The following is a 19,408-nucleotide window of genomic DNA, read 5'->3' on the forward strand; positions in this document are numbered from 1 at the left end:
CGGTTGCCATGTGCGGCATAGCAGGCATCTTCCATCTCGAAACGGCCAAGCCCGTCGATCCCGCGCGGGTGCGCGCCATGCTCGACGCGATGCCACATCGCGGGCCGGACGGCAGCGGCATCTGGACCGCGCCCGGCGTAGGGCTTGGCCATCTGCGCCTGTCGATCATCGACCTGGAGGCCGGCGCGCAGCCGATGCTGACCGAGGATGAAAGTCTGGCGGTCATCTTCAACGGCGAAATCTATAATTTTGCCGAAGTGCGCGCCGAACTGGAGGCCAAGGGCCATATTTTCCGCACCCATAGCGATACCGAAGTCATCCTCCACGGCTATCGCCAATGGGGGGAGGATTGCGTCCATCGCTTCAACGGCATGTTCGCCTTCGCCCTGTTCGACGCGCGGGCGCAGTCGCTCTGGCTGGTGCGCGACCGGCTGGGGGTCAAACCGCTCTACTATGCACTGCTGTCCGACGGCAGCCTGATCTTCGGTTCCGAACTCAAGTCGTTGCTGGCCCATCCGCTGCTGCGCCGCGCGCCGGACCTGTCAGCGGTCGAGGATTATATGGCCTATGGCTATGTCCCCGACGACGCTTGCATGGTTGCGGGCGTGCGGAAACTGGGCGCGGGCGAAACGCTGCGGCTGGTGCGCGGTCGCCCCTTGCCGCAGCCGCAGCGCTATTGGGACGTCAGCTTTGCCGATCGGACGAAGGCGAAGCCGCAGGAACTGGAAGAAGAACTGGTCGCGCTGATGCGGCAGGCGGTCCGGTCCCGCATGGTGGCGGACGTGCCGCTCGGCGCGTTCCTGTCGGGCGGGGTGGACAGCAGCAGCGTGGTCGCGCTGATGGCCGAAGCCTCGTCACAGGCGGTCAAAACCTGCACCATCGGCTTCGACGTCGCCTCGCTCGACGAAACCGCCTTTGCCGACCGCATCGCCCGCCGCTTTGCGACCGACCACCGCACCCGCATCGTCTCCCCCGATGATTATGGCCTGATCGACCGGCTCGCCTTCCATTTCGACGAACCCTTTGCCGACGCCTCCGCCCTGCCGACCTTCCGCGTGTGCGAACTGGCGCGCGAACAGGTAACGGTGGCACTGTCGGGCGACGGCGCGGACGAGGCGTTCGCAGGCTATCGCCGTCACCGCTTCCAGATGCAGGGGGAACGGCTGCGCGGCCTGATCCCGGCTTCTCTCCGTCAGCCCTTGTTCGGGACGCTCGGCAAATATTATCCCAAGGCCGACTGGGCACCGCGCGCTCTGCGGGCCAAATCGACCTTCCTCGAACTGGCGGGAGAGGGCGGGGCCGCCTATGCCGCGTCGGTCGGGGTGACGCCGCACGCGCTGCGCCATCGTCTCTACAGCCAGGACATGAAAAGCCGTCTGGGCGCCTATCGCGCCGAAGATCGCTATATCAAGGCGATGGCCGACGCCCCCGCGCGCGATCCGCTCGACCGCGCCCAATATGCCGACATCCGCATCTGGCTGCCCGGCGACATCCTCACCAAGACCGACCGGATGAGCATGGCCGTCAGCCTGGAAGCGCGCGAGCCATTGCTTGACCACCGGCTGGTCGAATTTGCGGCGCGCCTGCCAGTCAACCAGCGTATCCGGGGCAATAGCGGCAAATATCTGCTGAAAACGGCGATGGAACCCTATCTGCCGCAGGACATACTCTACCGCCAGAAAATGGGCTTCGTGACCCCGATCAGCGCCTGGTTCCGCGGCGCACTGGCAGGCGAGGCGACGGCGATCGCGGGCGGATCGTCACTGGCGCGGACGGGCTGGTTCGATACCAAAATGCTGGCGAAGGTCGCGGCGGATCATAAATCCGGCATGGCCGATCATGGACGGTTACTGTGGCAATTGCTGATGCTCGACAAGTCGCTGGAGCGGCTGTTCGGGATTTAACGCGAATATACGCCCACAGCCGTTCGTTTCGAGCGAAGTCGAGAAACCCTGCGATGCGCCATCGGCTTCTCGACTTCGCTCGAAGCGAACGGATGGAGTGGCGAGTCTCCCCCCTTGCAACCGGCCGCGCCCGGTGCCAACGGGGCGCATGGCGATAATCGGGGCGCACCAGTGACAGTCTCCAAGGAAATGGTCCGGCTGCGGCTTTACGCCTTGTGCCTGGCTGGCGACATGGCGGGGCTGTTCGGCGCGTTTCTGGCGGCCAACTGGTTCGTGCTGGGCGCGCTGTGGGGGGAGCCGGGCAAGCCGCACGGCCTTGTCATGTTCGCGATGATCGCGCCGCTCTATGCGCTGCTCGGCGTGCAGGGCGGTGGCTATGGCATCCACAGTCTGGAAAATGTCCGTCGCGGCATAGTCCGCGCGCTGCTGGCGCTGGCGCAGGCGGCGTTGCTGATGCTGCTGATCGTCTATCTGGGCAAGATTGCCGAGCAACTGTCGCGCCTGACCTTCATCGCCGGGCTGGCGCTGGGCGCGGTTTCGGTCGCGCTGGTGCGGCTTGTCGTCGTGCGACTGGCCAAAAGGTTGTTGGGCGAAGTGCCGCATCTGACCGCCGTGATCATGGATGGGGTCGCCATCGAAACCGGCCCCCACATGCTGATCATCGAAGCCGACGCTGCCGATCTGCGCCCCGAACGCCATGACGCCGATATGGCGGCGCGGTTGGCCCAGGCGGTCGGTATGGCGGAGCGAGTCATCGTCGCCTGTCCGCTCGATCGGATGGACGACTGGTCCGCCGCGCTCAAATCGCTGTCGGCGCGGGGCGAGATCGTCGTCCCCGAACTGCTCCGCTTCGCGCCTGCGCGGGTCGATGAATTTGACGGCCAGCCGACTATCATCGTCGCGGGCGGCCCGCTCCAGTTCCGCGACCGGCTGATCAAGCGCCTGTTCGACCTGATCGTCGCGGGTGCTGCGACCATCCTCCTGTCGCCAGTGTTGATCGTCGCTGCGCTGGCGGTAAAACTCACCAGTCCCGGCCCGGTCATCTTCCGCCAGCCCCGCATCGGCAAGGATGGGCGATCTTTCCAGATCTACAAATTTCGGTCGATGCACGCCGACGCCAGCGACCGCAAGGCCGAGACGCTGACTGCGCGCGACGATGACCGGGTCACCCGCGTCGGCGCCTTCCTGCGCAAATCCAGCATCGACGAACTACCCCAGCTTTTCAACGTGTTGAAAGGCGATATGAGCATTGTTGGCCCGCGTCCCCACGCCGCTGCGGCCAAGGCAGGCGACACGCTCTATTGGGAGGTTGATGCACGTTACTGGGCGCGCCATTGCATCAAGCCGGGCATGACCGGCCTGGCGCAGGTGCGCGGCCATCGCGGATCGACCGACCATCATCAGGATCTGATCGACCGGCTCCAGTCAGACCTTGAATATGTCACCGCCTGGTCGGTCTGGCGCGACCTGCGCATCATCGTCGCGACGCTGGGCGTGCTGTTTCACCACAAGGCCTATTGAGCATGACCGACCTGTGGCTTGGCGCACTGCTTATCGTCTCGCTGGCCGCCATAGTGTGGCCGTTCCTATTCTATCCGCTCATCCTGCGCGTGCTGCCGACGCGCCCGGAACAGCCGGTCACGGGGCCGGTGCCGACCGCGTCGCTGCTCTTCTGCGCCTATAATGAAGCCGATGCGATGCCCCAAAAGCTCGCCAATCTGGCGATGCTCAAAGGGCTGCATCCGACGCTCGAAATCCTCGCTTTCGATGACGGATCGTCCGACGGCACGGGCGACCTGATCGCGGCGCAGAGCGATCTCGTCACGCTGATCCGTGGCCCCGGTCGCAGCGGCAAGGCGCACGGCATGAAGCAGCTTGCCGCCCGCGCACGCGGCGATGTCCTAATTTTCACCGACGCCAATGTGCTGCTGGACTCGGAAGCCGTCGAACGGTTGTTGGCCCGCTATGCCGACCCCGACGTTGGCGGGGTGCTGGGGTCGCTCCATTATGTCGGGCAGGGCGAAAGCGCGACCGCTTCGGTCGGTTCGCTCTACTGGCGGATCGAGGAGCGGTTGAAGGATGAGGAATCGCGCACCGGCAATGTGCTGGGTGCGGATGGCTCGATTTTCTCGATCCGCCGCAGCCTCTATCCCGATTTCCCCGACAGCGTGCTGGATGACCTCACCGTCTCCATGGCGGTGGTTTTTGCGGGCAAGCGCCTGGTCAAGGCGAAGGACGTGATCGCGCGCGAACGGCTGGTGACGGCGCGCAAAGATGAATATCGCCGCAAGGTCCGCATCGCCGCCCGCGCCTGGCATACCCACAGCCATTTGCGCCCGCAATTGCGCCGCATGGCCGCGATCGACCGGTTCAAATATGCCTCTCGCAAGATCGTGCGCTGGTTCGGCGGGCTGTTCATCCTGACAGGCGCCGTCGCGGCGGGGGCGCTGGCGATGCGTTTTTCGCCGATGCTTTATATGGTCGGTGCGCTGGCTGTGGCGCTGGTCATCTGGCGGGGCATCCGTGCCAAGAGCGGACCATTCGCTGCGCTGGTCGATGTGCTGATAGCCTACGCCGCGACCCTACAAGGCGTTACCAAAGCGATGACCGGTCGCACCGTCACCATCTGGAATCCCGCCAAGTCGCGCTGAGTGATTCAGCGTCCAGTTCAATAAAATTTGAACGGCTTTCAATCCTCCCCTGCAAGGCAGGGCTATCGCATATGAAAATTCCGTTCGTCCTGAGCCTGTCGAAGGACTGTCCTTTTCTTGGCGCGGACGCTCGGAACAAAGAAAAAACGGCCCTTCGACAGGCTCAGGGCGAACGGAGACTTTGCCAAATCCTTCTTCACACCAAGGGCAAATTCCATATGCGATAGCCCTGCCCTGCAAGGGGAGGGGGACCGCTGGCGTAGCCAGTGGTGGAGGGGTGTCACCCTATCGAGAGCGCAACACCCCTCCGTCATCGCTCCGCGCTGACACCTCCCCTTGCAGGGGAGGATGCTTCGATTGCACAGTCTTGATCGGTTTTGCCTCCAGCATGTGCGAAGGCAGACAGTCAAATATGCTGACCCTCTCGTCAAAGCCGTGCGATCTTGTATAGCGCCAATGCTGTTCCCCAGTCGGAGAATGACGTGATTACTGTTCAGCGGGTGGCCAAGGCTGCCGGCAAGCATCTGACCCGAAGCGCGCTCAAGCTGCGCAAGGCGCTGGGCGCGCGCGCCAACCGGGGGTGCCCCGCCTGTGGCGCGACCGTCGTGGGCTTCTTCCGCTATGGCGATAACGGCGAATGGGGCTGCCCGGACTGCGGCGCGTCGCCGCGCGAACGGCTGATGAACTGGCTGATCGCGCAGGGGATGCTGACTGTGCCGACCGACGGCGCGATCCTGCACATGGCGCCCAATGAAGCTAGCCTCGTCCGCCGTTTCTCGGCTGCTGCCGATTACAAACCAGCCGATCTTGATCCGGCACGCTACACCGTGCCGAACATGCACCGCGTCGACCTGATGGAACTGGCAGACGCTGATCACTACGACCTCTTCTACGCCAGCCATGTCATGGAGCATGTCCCGGACGATATGGCCGTGCTGCGCAACATATTGCGCGCGCTCAAGCCCGGCGGCGAAGCCTGGCTGATCGTGCCTTTGTGGGAAAAACCAACCGAGGATGGCAGTTTCGCGATGCCCCCGCGCGAACGCGAACGCCGCTTTGGCCAGTGGGACCATGTCCGCCAATATGGCCCGGATTTCGCCGACCGCATCCGCGCGGCAGGCTTTGATCTGGAGGAGATCGACGCCGCCGGGATCGACGTTGCGACCCGCCATTTCTATGCGCTGGACGACCGGCTGTTCCGCGCTCGCAAGCCGATCGCCCAGTGAGCATAGTCGCGCGGATGGAGGCGTCCGCCCGCATCCTTGCGCTGGTCAAACTCGCCAATGTCGGCCTCGTGCTGGTCTGGGGTTTCGCCGTTACCTTCGTGTTCGTGCGTGCACTGCCGCTGGCGGAATTCCAGTCCTTCCTGCTCCTCGTTGCCTTCGGCAATTTCACTATCTCGGCCGAATTTGGCCTGACCAGCATCATCTATGCCCGGTTGCGGCGGCACTGGCTGGGCGACGGTGAAGCCGACATAGGCGCGTTCCGGCTGGAGGAGATGGGGGTGCTGTTCCTGTTCCTCGGCCTGATCGTCGCGGGCGGCACGCTGATCCTGCTCATGGCGCTGGCCGCGGGTTGGATCGGTACGGCCATGCCATTGTTATTCCTACTCTTCTTCCTGTCTGCCTGCCTCAACCTGCCTGGCCTGCTTGCCAAGCGGGCGCTGGCGGCGGTGGACGGCAATTTCCTGTGGGAAGCGCTCGATTGCGGGCGGCGGGTCATCACCATCGCGCTGCTGCTGGCGATATTGGTAGGCCTCGATCCGCGCCTGTCCCTCGCCCTGCAACTGGCGGTCAGCATCCTCGTGATCGGTTGGGCGATCAGCCATGTCCACCACCGCCTTGGCATGAAGCCGCGCCACTGGATTGCCTTCCGCGTCGGCGGCGGCCATGTCCGCGCCCATTATCTGCGCGACATAGGCGCGTCCGCGGCTTTCACCGTCTCCGACATCATCGCCTATAATGCGCCCTATTTCACCATCGCCCTGGCGACCAGCGATGCCCGACCGATGCTGCTGTTCGATTTCTTCTTCAAGATGTCCAGGTCACTGTCGATGTTGGTCCGCGCCCTTGTGGAAGCCGCGTTGCCGCGCATCACCCGCGCCTATCATGCCGGGGACAGAGTGCGACTGCGCCAGCTGCTGGGCCGGGCGCTGGGCGCGGCGATGGTCTTTGCGCTGGCGCTATCCGCCGTGCTGCTGAGCGGCGGCGACTGGCTGTTCGCCGTCCTGTTCGACGGCCGCGCCAGCATCGACCAGGCCGACCTGATGCTGATCATCATCGCTTTGCTTGCCCTCGCGCTGCTGTGCGTCTCGGTCTATGTGCAGGCGGCGCTTGGCCGCTTCTCGCATCTTCTCGCCCGCTCGCTTCCCTTTCTTGCCGGATCGCTGCTCAGCGTCCCACTGGCCCGGCTGCTCTGGCCGGAGCGGTTCGACCTCGCATTCCTCGGCCTCTATGCGCTGACCCTGCTGTTGGCTGCGGCCCTGCACGCCGTCTCACTGCGCCGACTGGTGCGGTCATGAAGGTGGCGATGCTCGATCCTTCGCTCTTCACCGGGCGCTATGACGACAGCCTGTGTGCGGCGCTGGCGGGAGAGGGGGCGGACGTCACCCTATGCGCCCGCCCGATGCGAACGACCGACGCGATTGAACCGCAAGGCTACAGCTACGCCCCGCATTTCTTCCGCCGCAGCGAAGCGTTGCGTAATCGGCTTGGCGAAGGCCGCGCCTTTCGCCTCGCCAAGGCGGCGGAATATGGCCTGTCTTGCGCGCTGGGCGACCTGACGCCGCTTGCCGCTGCCGATGTCGTCCATGTCCAGTGGCTGCCGCTGGCGCCCGCCGATCAGCTTATGCTGCGCCGCCTGAAGGGGCGCGCCGCGCTGGTCCATACCGTCCATAATGCCGACGCTTATCATGCCGATGCCGGGGTGCAGGGCCGGGGTTACCGCGCGCTGCTCGACGAGTTTGACGCGCTGATCGTTCATGGCGACACCACCCGCGCGGCGTTGGTGGGGCAGGGCATCGACCCGGCACGCATCCATGTGACGCCGCATCCGCCGATGCGTCTCGCCGCAGCCACCCCCGCAGACCTCGCCGCCATTCCCGATCCGGCGATACCGCGCATCCTCTTCTTCGGCACGATCCGCCCCTATAAGGGCGTCGACCTGCTGATCGATGCCTGCCTCCAACTCTTGCAGTCGGGCCACGCCTTTGAACTGGTGCTAGCGGGCAAGCCGTTCATGGATGTCGCGCCTCTGCTGGAGAAGGTCCGCGCTGCCGGGTTTGCCGACCGCCTGTTGACCGATTTCGGCTTCCTGACCGAAGGCCGCCTCGACGCGCATATGGCCAAGGCCGACATTATCGCCTTCCCCTATCGCCACATCGATTCCAGCGGTGCATTCCTGTCCGCACTCCACCATGGCAAGGCGATGGTAACGTCCGACGCCGGCATGTTCGGCCTGTTGCCCGATGGCGTCGCGACCCGCTTTCCGGTCGGAAATGCGACAGCGCTTGCCCAAGCCCTCTTGCCGCTGGTGCAAAGCGCCGCCATCAGGCAGGAACAAGGTGCGCGCGCGCGCGCCCATGGAGCGAAAATGGGGGACTGGACGGATATGGCGGTGGCGACGATCGGCATCTACGAAGCAGTGCTGGCCGCGCGCGCATGAACCGCTACGTTCGTGAAGCCGCCGACCGCCTGCTCGCGCTGCGTCTCGCGCTGGCGGGGCGGGTGCATCAATATCCCGAAATTCAGGCGTTGAAGCGCTTTCTGTCCGGCTTCCATGTCGACTGCCTGTTCGACGTCGGCGCCAATCGCGGCCAATATGCAACGATGGCGCGCAAGGATGCAGGCTATCGCGGCCTGATCCTCTCGTTCGAGCCGAACCCTGCCGTGTTCGCCGAATTGCAAAAGCGCGCAGCATCCGATCGTCACTGGCATGTGTTCAACATGGCGCTGTCCGATTTCGACGGGACCGCTGATTTCAACATCATGGCCGCCGATCAATTCTCCTCGCTCAAGACTCCGTCGGGCGCGCAGGATGATATTTTCGCGAACCGTAACAAGGTGACGCAGACGGTCGCGACGCCCTGCCGCCGCCTCGATACGCTACTGCCTGAATTGGTGGGCCAGCATGGCTTTGCCCGACCATTTCTGAAGATGGACACGCAGGGCCATGACCTGTCGGTCTGCCAAGGGGCGGGCGCTGTGCTGGCGCAGATGACGGGCGTGCAGACCGAATTGGGTGTGCGCCCCATTTATGAAGGCGGCACCGGCTATCGCGCGATGATCGACTGGCTGGAGACGCGGGCTTTCATCCCTTCCGCCTTCTTCGCCAATAATAAGGGCCATTTTCCGCTCCTCGTCGAAATGGACGGTATATTCGTCAATAGGGCGCTGGTGCAGGGCTGACCATGGGGGAAGCCGCTTCCTTTGTCAGCGCGCGCCGCCTGTTTCTGGCAGGGGCGATCGGCCTGACATTATGGCTGGGCGCGACTTTCCTGTGGCATGTCACCTACCGGCAGGGGATCAGCCTGGCGGTGATCCTGTTCCTGGATCAGGATTTCCCGGCGCTTATCGTCCCGCTGTTGTTGTTGGCGCTGGCGGCGCCCTTTGCCGAAGGGCGCGGGATCATCCTGCCGCGCCCGACGGCGCGGATCGTCGTGCCTTTGATCGTACTGATGGGGCTGGCCGCCTGGGCGGGCCATTATGCCCTGTTTCAGGATTATGCCATTTCTCGCGATGAGGAGGTTGCCCGTTTCGCCGCCGCCTATATGCGCGAAGGGCTTTTTGCGCGCCCGATCCCGGTCGAATGGGAACCCTATCGCCGCGCGATCATGCCCGAATTCTTCTCCCCCTTCGGCGCGGCGGATTATTGGACGGCGGCCTATCTGCCGGTGAACAGCGCGATCCAGGCGCTGTTCTGGCAGTTGGGCGATCCCAATATGGCAGGACCGGTGTTGCTCTTCACCGGCCTGTTCGCGCTCTGGCGCGTGGCGCTGCATCTGATGCCCGATCGGCCGGATGCGGTGTGGGTGACGGTGCTGCTGGGCTGTTCGTCCAGCCAGCTATGGATCACGGCGATGACGCCCTACGCCATGACCGGGCATTTCGCGCTCAACATGGTGTGGCTGGCGCTGGTGCTGCGAGGCGGGGTGGTCGGTCATGGCAGCGCGGGCCTGGTCGCATTGGTCGCCGCGGGGCTGCACCAGTGGCATTTCCCGCCCATCTTCATCGCCCCCTTCATCCTGTGGATGCTGCTCGCCCGCCGCTGGACCGTCGCGGCCTTCCATGCACTGACTTTGGTGGCGATCGTGGTGGTGTGGGCCAAGATCTGGCCCGCTTTCCTGCTCGATATGCTGGGCGCGCCTGCCGATGTCCGCCCCTCCGCCGGGGTGGCGGACAAGGTGGGCAGCTTGTTCCAGCGGCTGGGCGATCGCTGGCAACCCTTGGTCAATCTCAGCCGCTTCGTCGCGTGGAACAACATATTGATGGTTCCGTTGGCGGCGCTCGGCATCGCCGCGATGCGCTGGCGGCGGGCGATACGGGGGCAGGAAATCGCGTTACCGCTGGCGCTGGGCTGTGTGGCGGGATGTGCGCTGGCGCTGGCGCAGGGCTATGGCTGGGGTTTCCGCTATGCCCATGGCTATATCGGTCCCTTCTGCCTGCTGGCGGGGCTTGGTTGGGCGCGCTTTCGGCAGCAGGGCGCGCTCCGGCCACTGGTCATCGGCCTGGTCATCACGGGGCTTGCCAGCATCTTCCTGGTCTGGCGCACCCATGCATTCGTCGCGCCCTATGCCGCCAGCCACCGGCTGATCGATTCCAGTCAGGCCGATGTCGTATTGGTCGATCCGCGCGGTGGCCTCTATGTCACAGATCTGGTGCGGGGTCGCAATGGCGTGCCGGGCAAGCCGATGGTCATGAACATGGCGATGCTGACGCTCGATCAGGTCGATGAGCTATGCCACAATTATGTCGTCGAACTGTTCGATCGCGCCGAATTCCGGCCCTTGGGCGTCCCGCTGGCGCGCTGGAATCTGGGCCGGATGGACGCCCTGCGCGCGCATATGAAGGAAGAAGGCTGCGACAAACCGGTTCAGCCACCGCTGCCCGAAAGCTTCGAGGATGCGCTCAATGCAGCCGATAACGCGATGTAATTATTGCCCCTTCACATAGACCCGCTTGCCGCCGATCCATGTTTCCAGCACTTGCGTGGCGCGAATGTCCGCAGGGCGCGCCGTCGAAATATCCCGGTCGATCAGCAGGAAATCTGCCCGCTGCCCCGGCACCAGACTGCCAAAGCGTTTCTCGGCGAACCCGGCATAGGCCGCCTGCCGGGTGAAGCCATCCAGCGCTGCCTCGAAAATAACCCTTTGCTGCGGCAGCCAGCCGCCAACCGGATCGCCCCTGGCGTCCTCGCGGCTCATGGCGACGGCGATGCCTGCAAAGGGGTTGGGACTTTCGACCGGCACGTCGGATCCGAAAGCCAGTGGCACCCGATTGTCCAGCATCGCCTTCCACGCATAGGCACCCGCCAGCCGGGTTTCGCCCAGGCGCGCGGTCGCCATGCGCCAGTCCGACGCCTCATGCACCGGTTGCATCGACGCGACGATGCCGAACTGGCCGAAGCGGGGAAGATCGGCAGGGCTGACGATCTGCGCATGTTCGATCCGCCAGCGCCTGTCGCCCTTGTATGTTTCCGACAATTCCTGAATCGCGTCGAGTATCTCGCTATTCGCCGCGTCGCCGATGGCATGGGTGGCGATCTGGAAATTGTCCATCGCCGCCCGGCTCATGATGTTGCGCAGCTGCGTGTCGGGGATCATCGGCAGGCCGCGCTGGCCCGGCGCATCGGCATAGTCGGCCTTCAGCCACGCGCCGCGCGACCCCAGCGCGCCGTCCAGCACCAGCTTGATCCCGCCCAGTCGCAGCCTGTCGTCATAGAGCCATGGGGTCGGTTCCGGCCCCGCGATCAGCGTCATATTTTCCAGCCCGGCGGCATAGGCCATGATCCGCACGCGCAGCGCCCCGCGATCGGCCGAGCGGCGGAACGCCTGCCAATCCTCTATGCTGGTCCCCATGTCGGCAATGCCGGTAATCCCGGTCGCCAGCAGCGCACGCTGCGCCTTTTCAAAGGCGATGTCGCGGTCCTTGGGCGCAGGCGCTGGAACGACCTTGGCGATAAGGTCCATCGCCTTGTCCACAAACACGCCAGCCGGCTTGCCCGCTGTCATTTCGATCCGCCCGCCGACCGGTGCCTTGGTGGTCGCTGTCACGCCCGCCGCGCGGATCGCGGCGCTATTGGCCCAGCCCGCATGGCCGTCGATCCGCTCCAGCCATACCGGAATATCGCTGACCGCGGCATCCAGATCAGCCGCCGTTGGGAATCGACCTAGCCCCCATTGTTCCTGATTCCAGCCCGTGCCGATGATCCATTTGCGCCCTGCGCCATCCTGCGCATAGGCCCGGATTTTCGCTTGCGCCTCGGCCAATGACGTTGTGCCAGACAGGTCGAGCGTAATGAGCGACAGACCCAGCCCCATGACATGGCCATGGGCGTCGATCAGTCCGGGAATCAGCGTCTTGCCGCCTGCATCCATTCTGAACGACAGCCCCTTGGGCCGTTCGGGCCAGGGCTGGCCGTTTTTGGGCTTTTTGGGCTTATATTCCGGCTCCTGATAGCGGCCGGGCAGTAATTTTTCGACCTTGCCCTCATCGTCGATCAGCAGCGCGCGGAAATGCACGATCCTGCCATTGGGATCGACGGCCATGCCGTTCACATTGTCGATCACGCCGGAAGCGAAGGCGGGGAGGGGCAGGGCGAGGGTCGCGATAATCAAGCAACGGAGCATTACAATCTTCACGCCCGCGTAATCCGTCGCACCAGCGCGCTCGTATCCTGCCGGTTGCCGCCCAGCGCCTGCACATCGGCGTAAAATTGATCGACCATCGCGGTCACGGGCAGGGTTGCGCCGTTGGCCCGCGCTTCTTCCAGCGCCAGCCCCAAATCCTTGCGCATCCAGTCGACTGCAAAGCCGAAATCGAAACTGTCCTGCGCCATCGTTTTCCAGCGATTGTCCATCTGCCAGCTTTGCGCCGCGCCGCCCGAAATCGCCTCGAAAACTGCGTCCAGGTCCAGTTCCGCCGCTTGCGCGAAGCGCAGCGCTTCGGCCAGCCCCTGCAATACGCCGCCAATGCAGATCTGGTTCACCATCTTGGTGGTCTGGCCCGCGCCAGCGCCACCGACATGGACGATCCGCGCAGCATAGGCGTTCATGACGATCTTTGCGGCAGTGACCGCCGGTTCGCTGCCCCCGCACATGATCGACAGCTTGCCATTTTCAGCCCCCGCCTGACCGCCCGATACCGGCGCGTCGACGCTGTGAATGCCGCGGCTTTCGCCCTCGACGAACAATTGCCGCGCGATCCGGGCTGATACTGTCGTATGGTCGATGAACAGACCGCCCGGCTTCATCGTGCGGAACGCGCCTTCGCGGCCCAGCGTCACCTGGCTAAGATCATCGTCGGTGCCGACGCAGCTGATGACGATGTCGGCTTCCTCGGCTGCCTTGGCCGGGCTGATCGCCACCGTGCCGCCATAGGCCTCCGCCCAGCTTTTCGCCTTGCCGATGGAACGGTTATACACCGTAAGGCTATGCCCCGCCTTTGCCAGATGGCCTGCGATCGGGCCGCCCATGACGCCCAGGCCGATAAACGCGATATTAGCCATATGCCCCGTATATTTACTGCGCCAGACCCAGCCATAGGGCCAGATTTCCGACAGTGCCAGTTTCTTCACGCGCAATTTTCCGCTAGGAGGCGGCTCCATGAACAGCTTAGCCAAGATAGAGAGCGCCTTGCCGCTGCCGATCACCGTCGATGACATACTTGCCGCGCGGACCCGGATTGCCGGTTCCATCGTCAAGACGCCGACGCTGATCAGCCAGACGCTGTCGACCATGCTGGGCTGCAACGTCTATCTGAAGTTCGAAAATCTCCAGTTCACCGCCGCCTATAAGGAGCGCGGTGCGCTCAACCGCCTGCTGCAACTGGACGATGCAGCCAAGGCGAAGGGCGTGATCGCCGCGTCGGCCGGCAATCATGCCCAGGGGCTGGCCTATCATGGCAAGCGGCTGGGCGTGCCTGTCACCATCGTCATGCCCACGACGACGCCCACGGTGAAGATCACCCAGACGCAGGGCCATGGTGCGACCGTGGTGCAATATGGCGAGAAATTCGACGACGCCTATGCCCATGCCCGGTTGCTGGAGGTGGAGCAGGGCTTGACCTTCATCCATCCCTTTGACGAGCCGGACATCATGGCCGGGCAAGGGACAGTCGCGCTCGAAATGCTGGAGGATGCGCCGGAAATCGACACGCTGGTCATCCCGATCGGCGGCGGTGGCCTGTTTTCCGGCATGGCGACAGCGGCGCGGGCGATGAAGCCGGATATAAGGCTGATCGGTGTGCAGGCCGAACTATATCCGTCCATGTATGATTTCATCAAAGGCGCGGATCTTGCCTGCGACGGCGATACGCTGGCGGAGGGCATCGCGGTCAAGCAGCCGGGCGAACTGACCCGTCGCTTCGTCGAGCGGCTGGCGGACGATGTGCTGCTGGTCACCGAACGGCGGCTGGAAGAGGCGCTGAGCCTGCTGCTCCAGATCGAAAAGACCGTGGTGGAAGGGGCAGGGGCCGCTGGCCTTGCAGCGCTGCTGACCTATCGCGAACAATTTTTCGGGCGCAATGTCGGGCTGATCCTGACCGGCGGCAATATCGATACGCGGCTGCTGGCCAATGTGCTGCTGCGCGACCTTGCCCGGTCGGGGCGTCTGGCGCGGCTGCGCATCATCCTGCAGGATCGGCCGGGCGCGCTGTTCCATGTTGCCAAGATTTTCGATCAGGAAGCGGTCAACATCCTGGAACTGGCGCATCAGCGCATTTTCACCAACCTGCCCGCCAAGGGGCTGAGCCTCGACGTGGAGTGCGAAACCCGTGATCGCGCCCATCTCCAGCGGTTGATCGCGGCACTGGGCGAGGCGGGCTATGAGGTCGCTCCGATTGAGGTCGCCTGATACACGAACAGCCTGTTATCTTTTCGTGGTAAACGCTCTTTTCATAGGGACGCGGCAACGGCATAGTCGGGACATGATCCACCCGCGCCGCCGCCACGAAGGGGATATTGGAGCGTGACTGCACCTTTTCGTTTTCCCCGCTTCTTCGTGACCAATCCTTCGCCCTGCCCCTATCTGCCGGGGCGGAGCGAGCGGAAGGTGTTTACCGAACTGAACGGGGACAATGCCGCTGAACTGAATGATGCGCTGGGCCGCATCGGCTTTCGTCGCAGCCAGAATGTCGCCTATCGCCCCAGTTGCGCCGACTGTTCGGCCTGTGTGTCGGTGCGGGTCGTCACGGATGAGTTCCGCCCCAACGCGACCCAGCGCAAGCTGATCCGTCGTAACAGCGACCTGACCGTCACTGCCTGCAAGCCCTGGTCGACCGAGGAGCAATATGCGCTGCTCCAGCGCTATCTGTCGGCGCGGCACCCCGGCGGCGGCATGACCGAGATGGACGAGATGGATTTTGCCGACATGGTCGAACAGACCCCGGTTGACAGCCATATCGTCGAATATCGCGAACCCGGCATTGATGGGCGCGTCGGCAAGCTGGTCGGCGCCTGCCTGACCGACCGGCAGGGCGACGGGCTGTCGATGATCTACAGCTTCTTCGACACTGAGTTGGACAATCGTCCGGGGCTGGGCAATTTCATCATCATGGACCATATTCTGCGCGCTTCGGCGGCGGGGCTGCCCTATGTCTATCTGGGCTATTGGGTCGATGGATCGCAGCGGATGCAATATAAGGTCCGCTATCGCCCGCTTGAAAAATTGAGTCGGGCTGGCTGGGTCCGCTTCGATCCTGATGAGCAGGATCAGGCTATTCGTGACGTGGCCCAACGGGATGAACCCCCGCTGCCAGTCGAACTGGCGAGCATGTTTCGCAAATAGCAGCCTGATTACATCGATTTCTGGCGATTTTCATGCGCGCCAAGTAAATCCGACCAAAATGACAGGATGGTGAGGAGGTTATTTAACTTTCTGCGCTAGTCCTGCCATGATGAACGCAATGACGGCGACATGGGCGGGGGCTGGCGATGGATCGCTTTGCTGAACGCCGCTTTGACGAGTTCCGGCGGGTGCTGGAAAACGGCCAGCACATTGACAATTCATTACCATATCGAAATGAAATACTCTTTTCGCCGGTCTTTGACCATCTGTCGCCATCCGTGTCGCGCTGGATTGCTGATGCGCGGGGCCGGATATTGTCGACCGACCAGGATGGCAGCCTAACTGGTCGGACATGGCGCGCCTTGCTGGATCGCGCAGACCGCCGCACCCTGCTGAGGGCGGCGATTGCAGAGGAACAGCCACAGCCCCTGACAGTGCGTCTGCTGGGTGCTGACGGAGAACGGCGCTGGTGCCTGATTCGTTTGCGGCGGATGACCGGTACGGATGCTCTTGTCCGCTATTATGGTACGGTCGAGGATATTCACGATCGCCATGATCGTGACGCACGCGCACTGCAAAGGGCGCTGGCCGAAAGCCGCGAACATTATCGCTGGTCGGTCGACCTCAGCCCGCTGGTGCCATGGACTGCCGGACCTGACGGCGCGATCGAGGAAGTCGGGCCGCTGTGGCTGAATCTGACCGGCATGACAGCGCAGCAGGCGCTGGGGACGGGCTGGCTTGCCGCACTGCACCCCGATGACCTGACCCGCACTATCGCTGTGTGGAGCGCGCATCTGGAGTCCGGCGCACCGATAGATGTCGATTATCGCATCCGGCTGCGCGACGGCGGCTATCGCTGGATGCGCGCCCGCGCAGCGGCGCGCCGCGATGCGCAGGGGCAGATCGTCCGCTGGTATGGGACGCTGGAGGATGTCCACGCACAAAAACTGGCCCAGCAGGCGTTGGCCGACAGCGAGGAGCGTTCCCGTCTGGCTGTGCAGGCGGCGCGACTGGGCATTTGGGATTTCGACGCCACGACCGGGGAACGGCGCTGGTCGGCTGAATTTCGCCAGATGCTGGGTCTGAGCGAGGATCAGTCGGCGACCAGCGAACTGGCATTGTCGCTGGTCCATCCCGACGATCGCGAAACCCTGCGTGCCATGCTGGACGCGGTGGCAGCCGGAGCCGTGCCGCCGCATTTCGAGGCGACTCTGAGAGTTCACCGCGCCAATGACGGCGCCCTGCGCTGGATCAGGAGCAGCGGTTGGACCACGCGATCGGAATCGGGACGGGCGCTGCGCGTCATCGTCACCTTTCTGGATGTCACCGAACAGCGTGACGTGGAGGACCGCATCCGCTGGGCCGCCACGCATGACCCCATGACCCGGCTGCCCAACCGTGCCTTGTGGCAGGCGACGCTGGACGAGATGGCGGAACGGCAGGCGCGCACTGGCAACCGCTTTGGCCTGTTGCTGCTCGACATTGACGATCTCAAGCGCACCAATGATTCGCTGGGCCATGATGCGGGGGACGCCCTGCTTTGCGCCTTTGCCCGGTGTTTGGCCGCCCTCGCGCCGCCTGACGCCGTGCTGGGGCGGTTGGGGGGCGACGAATTCGGCCTGATCGCGCCATCATTGACCGATAGCGCAGCGCTGGAGGTGTGGTGCGCCAAACTGATCGAAAGCCTGCGCATACCCCATGTCCATAATGGCCGAACGATCGATTGCGGGGTCAGCATTGGCGGCGCATTGTTCGGCGATCATGGGGACCGGGCGGCGGATCTGCTTAAGGCGGCCGACCTGGCACTTTATGCGTCGAAAGCGTCTGGACGTGGTCGCCTGACGCTGTTCCATTCCGACCTGCGGGCGCAGGCGCAGCAGCGCAGTTCGATGATCGGCATGGCAAGGAAGATCATCGCCGATCGGCTGGTAATCCCCTATTATCAGCCCAAGGTCGATATGCGCAGTGGCCGGGTGCTGGGCTATGAAGCGCTGTTGCGCTGGCACCATCCGCGTTTGGGCCTGCAATTGCCGGGCAGCATAGCGGCGGGTTTTGAAAATGCTGAAATCGCTGTCGCGCTGACCGGGCAGATGCTCGACGCGGTGTTGCGCGATGTGCGCAACTGGTTGCAGGCCGGGCATGATCCCGGTCGGGTCGCGATCAATGCGTCCGCCGCCGATTTCGCCCGCGACGACTTTGCCGAACGCGTGCTGGAGCAACTCGCCTTGTTCGCGGTGCCGCCGGAGCATCTGGAAATAGAGGTGACCGAGACTGTTTTTCTGGGCCGGGGTGCAGGGCAAGTCGGGCGCGTGTTGCGGCATTTTTCAGATGCAGGGGTCCGGGTTGCGCTGGACGATTTCGGCACTGGCTTTGCCTCGCTCAGTCACCTGAAACAATATCCGGTCGATATCCTCAAAATCGATCGCAGCTTCGTGTCGAACATCGAACAGGATGCAGGCGACGCCGCGATCGTCGACGCCATCGTCAAGCTGGGCGGCAGTTTTGGCATGGATGTCGTCGCCGAAGGGGTGGAAAGTGCGGCCCAGTCCGATCGCCTGCTCGCCCATGGCTGTATCATCGGCCAGGGTTTTCACCTGGGCCGCCCGCAGCCCTTTGCCGTTATCACGCCACCCAAGGCATAATGAAAAGGCCGCGCCCCTTGCAAGGCGCGGCCCTGATTTGTCGCCCTCAAGCGCTTATTTGCAGCGGCACGCCCGGCGCGCTGGCTTGCGATAGCCGACGCGCTGGGTGACATAGCTTGTCGTGGTGGTGGTTGTCGTCACCGCAGGCGCGATCGTCACCGTGGTCACGATCGGCGCGGGATAATAATAGCCGCCTGAGACATAGCCACCACCACCCTGGGTCGTGACATGCGCTGGGCCTCCCTGCGCCCAGTGGGGCTGGCCTGCATATGCTGGCTCATCATAATCAACGCCCGCGCCCCGCACTTCGCCCTCGAACCGGCCTTCATAGGTGCCACTGGTGCGCCTGCCATCGGCGGTAGTCCAGGTGCCGGTCCAGCGGCCTTCATAATCATTCTGTGTGGTCACGCTGTCGTCGGCATAGCCATAGCCATAATCATAGCCCGCACCCGGACGACGCGGCGGCGGTGCAGCGCCCCGACGGGGTGCATCCTCCGCCTTGTCGATCACTGCGCCAGCGATCGCGCCAACACCGGCACCGATCAGCGTGCCAGCGGTACGGTTGCCGCGCCCGGCAATGCGGTTGCCCGCAACGCCGCCGACCACCGCGCCGATGGCCGCACCGCCAAGGCCGTTGTCGGGCCGCCGATACGCATCACGATCGTCATAATAGCCATCGTCGCCATAGCCTCCCTCATACCGGTCCCACGCGACATTGCTGCGGCTGTCATAGACCCGGCCATAACGGTCGGTCATGACCGCATCGTCATAATAGCGCGACCAGCCATAGCCAGTGGCAGGGGCGGGCAGGCCATAGGCGCCGTAATTGCCGATATAATAAGAAGGGCTGATCCAGTAGCGCGGCAGGACATAGCCATAGACCGGGCGCTGATAGCCGTTCCAGCCACCCGGCGCGCGCCAGCCCGCATACCAGCGACCATTTTGGCGCGGACCCCAGCGATGTGCGCCACTCCAACTCATGCCCGGTCGGGGTGCGTGGGTCATCGGCCGACCGCCACCCTTCCATCCGCCACCTGACCAGCCACCAGTCGTGCCGTGGCCCATGACCGGGCCGCTGCCCGCTAGTGCCGGGCTGGCCGCGCCCGCCAGCGCAATGCTCGCGCCCAGAAGGAGAAGGCCGGATGTCCGCATGGTTAACGCTCCCTGTTTTCCCGCGGCGGGAAAATGCCAGGCGGGTCAAAATGCTAA

The 19,408-nt window shown here is 63.9% G+C and carries 14 protein-coding genes; 11 read left to right on the forward strand and 3 right to left on the reverse strand.

Features of this window, described 5'->3' with window-relative positions; genetic code table 11:
- Positions 1-8: 8 nt before the first annotated feature.
- The 8 genes from ACODSR_RS01090 (at position 9) to ACODSR_RS01125 (ending at position 10,706) form a co-directional block, all read left to right on the forward strand.
- Complete coding sequence (locus ACODSR_RS01090) at positions 9-1,904, forward strand: XrtA/PEP-CTERM system amidotransferase (RefSeq protein WP_489072905.1); 1,896 nt, start codon at positions 9-11, stop codon at positions 1,902-1,904.
- A gap of 189 nt (positions 1,905-2,093) precedes the next feature.
- Complete coding sequence (locus tag ACODSR_RS01095; protein WP_489073148.1) at positions 2,094-3,425, forward strand: sugar transferase; 1,332 nt, start codon at positions 2,094-2,096, stop codon at positions 3,423-3,425.
- Positions 3,426-3,427: 2 nt separating this feature from the next.
- Positions 3,428-4,555 (forward strand): glycosyltransferase family 2 protein, encoded by a 1,128-nt coding sequence (locus tag ACODSR_RS01100; protein WP_489072907.1) that lies wholly within the window; start codon positions 3,428-3,430, stop codon positions 4,553-4,555.
- 482 nt (positions 4,556-5,037) lie between these two features.
- Positions 5,038-5,781, forward strand: coding sequence for a class I SAM-dependent methyltransferase (locus tag ACODSR_RS01105; protein WP_489072909.1), 744 nt, complete (start codon positions 5,038-5,040; stop codon positions 5,779-5,781).
- 14 nt (positions 5,782-5,795) lie between these two features.
- A complete protein-coding gene (locus ACODSR_RS01110) occupies positions 5,796-7,076 on the forward strand; it encodes a hypothetical protein (RefSeq protein ID WP_489073150.1) in 1,281 nt (426 codons plus the stop codon).
- Complete coding sequence (locus ACODSR_RS01115) at positions 7,073-8,218, forward strand: glycosyltransferase family 4 protein (protein WP_489072911.1); 1,146 nt, start codon at positions 7,073-7,075, stop codon at positions 8,216-8,218. The genes ACODSR_RS01110 and ACODSR_RS01115 overlap by 4 nt, the downstream gene beginning before the upstream one ends.
- Positions 8,215-8,961 (forward strand): FkbM family methyltransferase, encoded by a 747-nt coding sequence (locus tag ACODSR_RS01120; protein WP_489072913.1) that lies wholly within the window; start codon positions 8,215-8,217, stop codon positions 8,959-8,961. The genes ACODSR_RS01115 and ACODSR_RS01120 overlap by 4 nt, the downstream gene beginning before the upstream one ends.
- 2 nt (positions 8,962-8,963) lie before the next feature.
- Positions 8,964-10,706 carry an MFS transporter gene (locus ACODSR_RS01125; RefSeq protein WP_489072915.1) on the forward strand — a complete coding sequence of 581 codons (1,743 nt, stop codon included), beginning with the start codon at positions 8,964-8,966 and terminating at the stop codon, positions 10,704-10,706.
- Here ACODSR_RS01125 and ACODSR_RS01130 read toward each other — a convergent pair whose 3' ends face one another.
- Together ACODSR_RS01130 and ACODSR_RS01135 are read right to left on the reverse strand one after the other, a co-directional pair.
- Positions 10,707-12,401, reverse strand: a complete 1,695-nt coding sequence (locus ACODSR_RS01130; protein ID WP_489072917.1) for an amidohydrolase — start codon at positions 12,399-12,401, stop codon at positions 10,707-10,709.
- Between the two features lie 8 nt (positions 12,402-12,409).
- On the reverse strand, positions 12,410-13,279 hold the full coding sequence (locus tag ACODSR_RS01135) for an NAD(P)-dependent oxidoreductase (RefSeq protein ID WP_489073152.1): 870 nt from the start codon (positions 13,277-13,279) through the stop codon (positions 12,410-12,412).
- 97 nt (positions 13,280-13,376) lie between these two features.
- Between ACODSR_RS01135 and ACODSR_RS01140 the strand changes: the two genes are divergently transcribed.
- The 3 genes from ACODSR_RS01140 (at position 13,377) to ACODSR_RS01150 (ending at position 18,199) form a co-directional block, all read left to right on the forward strand.
- The gene (locus tag ACODSR_RS01140; RefSeq protein WP_489072919.1) at positions 13,377-14,624 is read left to right on the forward strand and encodes a threonine ammonia-lyase; all 1,248 of its coding nucleotides are present in this window, start codon (positions 13,377-13,379) and stop codon (positions 14,622-14,624) included.
- A 114-nt stretch (positions 14,625-14,738) separates the two neighbouring features.
- Positions 14,739-15,557 carry an arginyltransferase gene (locus tag ACODSR_RS01145; RefSeq protein ID WP_294131302.1) on the forward strand — a complete coding sequence of 273 codons (819 nt, stop codon included), beginning with the start codon at positions 14,739-14,741 and terminating at the stop codon, positions 15,555-15,557.
- A 146-nt stretch (positions 15,558-15,703) separates the two neighbouring features.
- Positions 15,704-18,199, forward strand: coding sequence for a sensor domain-containing protein (locus ACODSR_RS01150; RefSeq protein ID WP_489072921.1), 2,496 nt, complete (start codon positions 15,704-15,706; stop codon positions 18,197-18,199).
- Positions 18,200-18,253: 54 nt separating this feature from the next.
- Here ACODSR_RS01150 and ACODSR_RS01155 read toward each other — a convergent pair whose 3' ends face one another.
- Positions 18,254-19,351, reverse strand: a complete 1,098-nt coding sequence (locus tag ACODSR_RS01155) for an RcnB family protein (protein ID WP_489072923.1) — start codon at positions 19,349-19,351, stop codon at positions 18,254-18,256.
- Between the last annotated feature and the right edge of the window lie 57 nt (positions 19,352-19,408).

The organism is Sphingobium sp. FG125 (assembly GCF_057809795.1).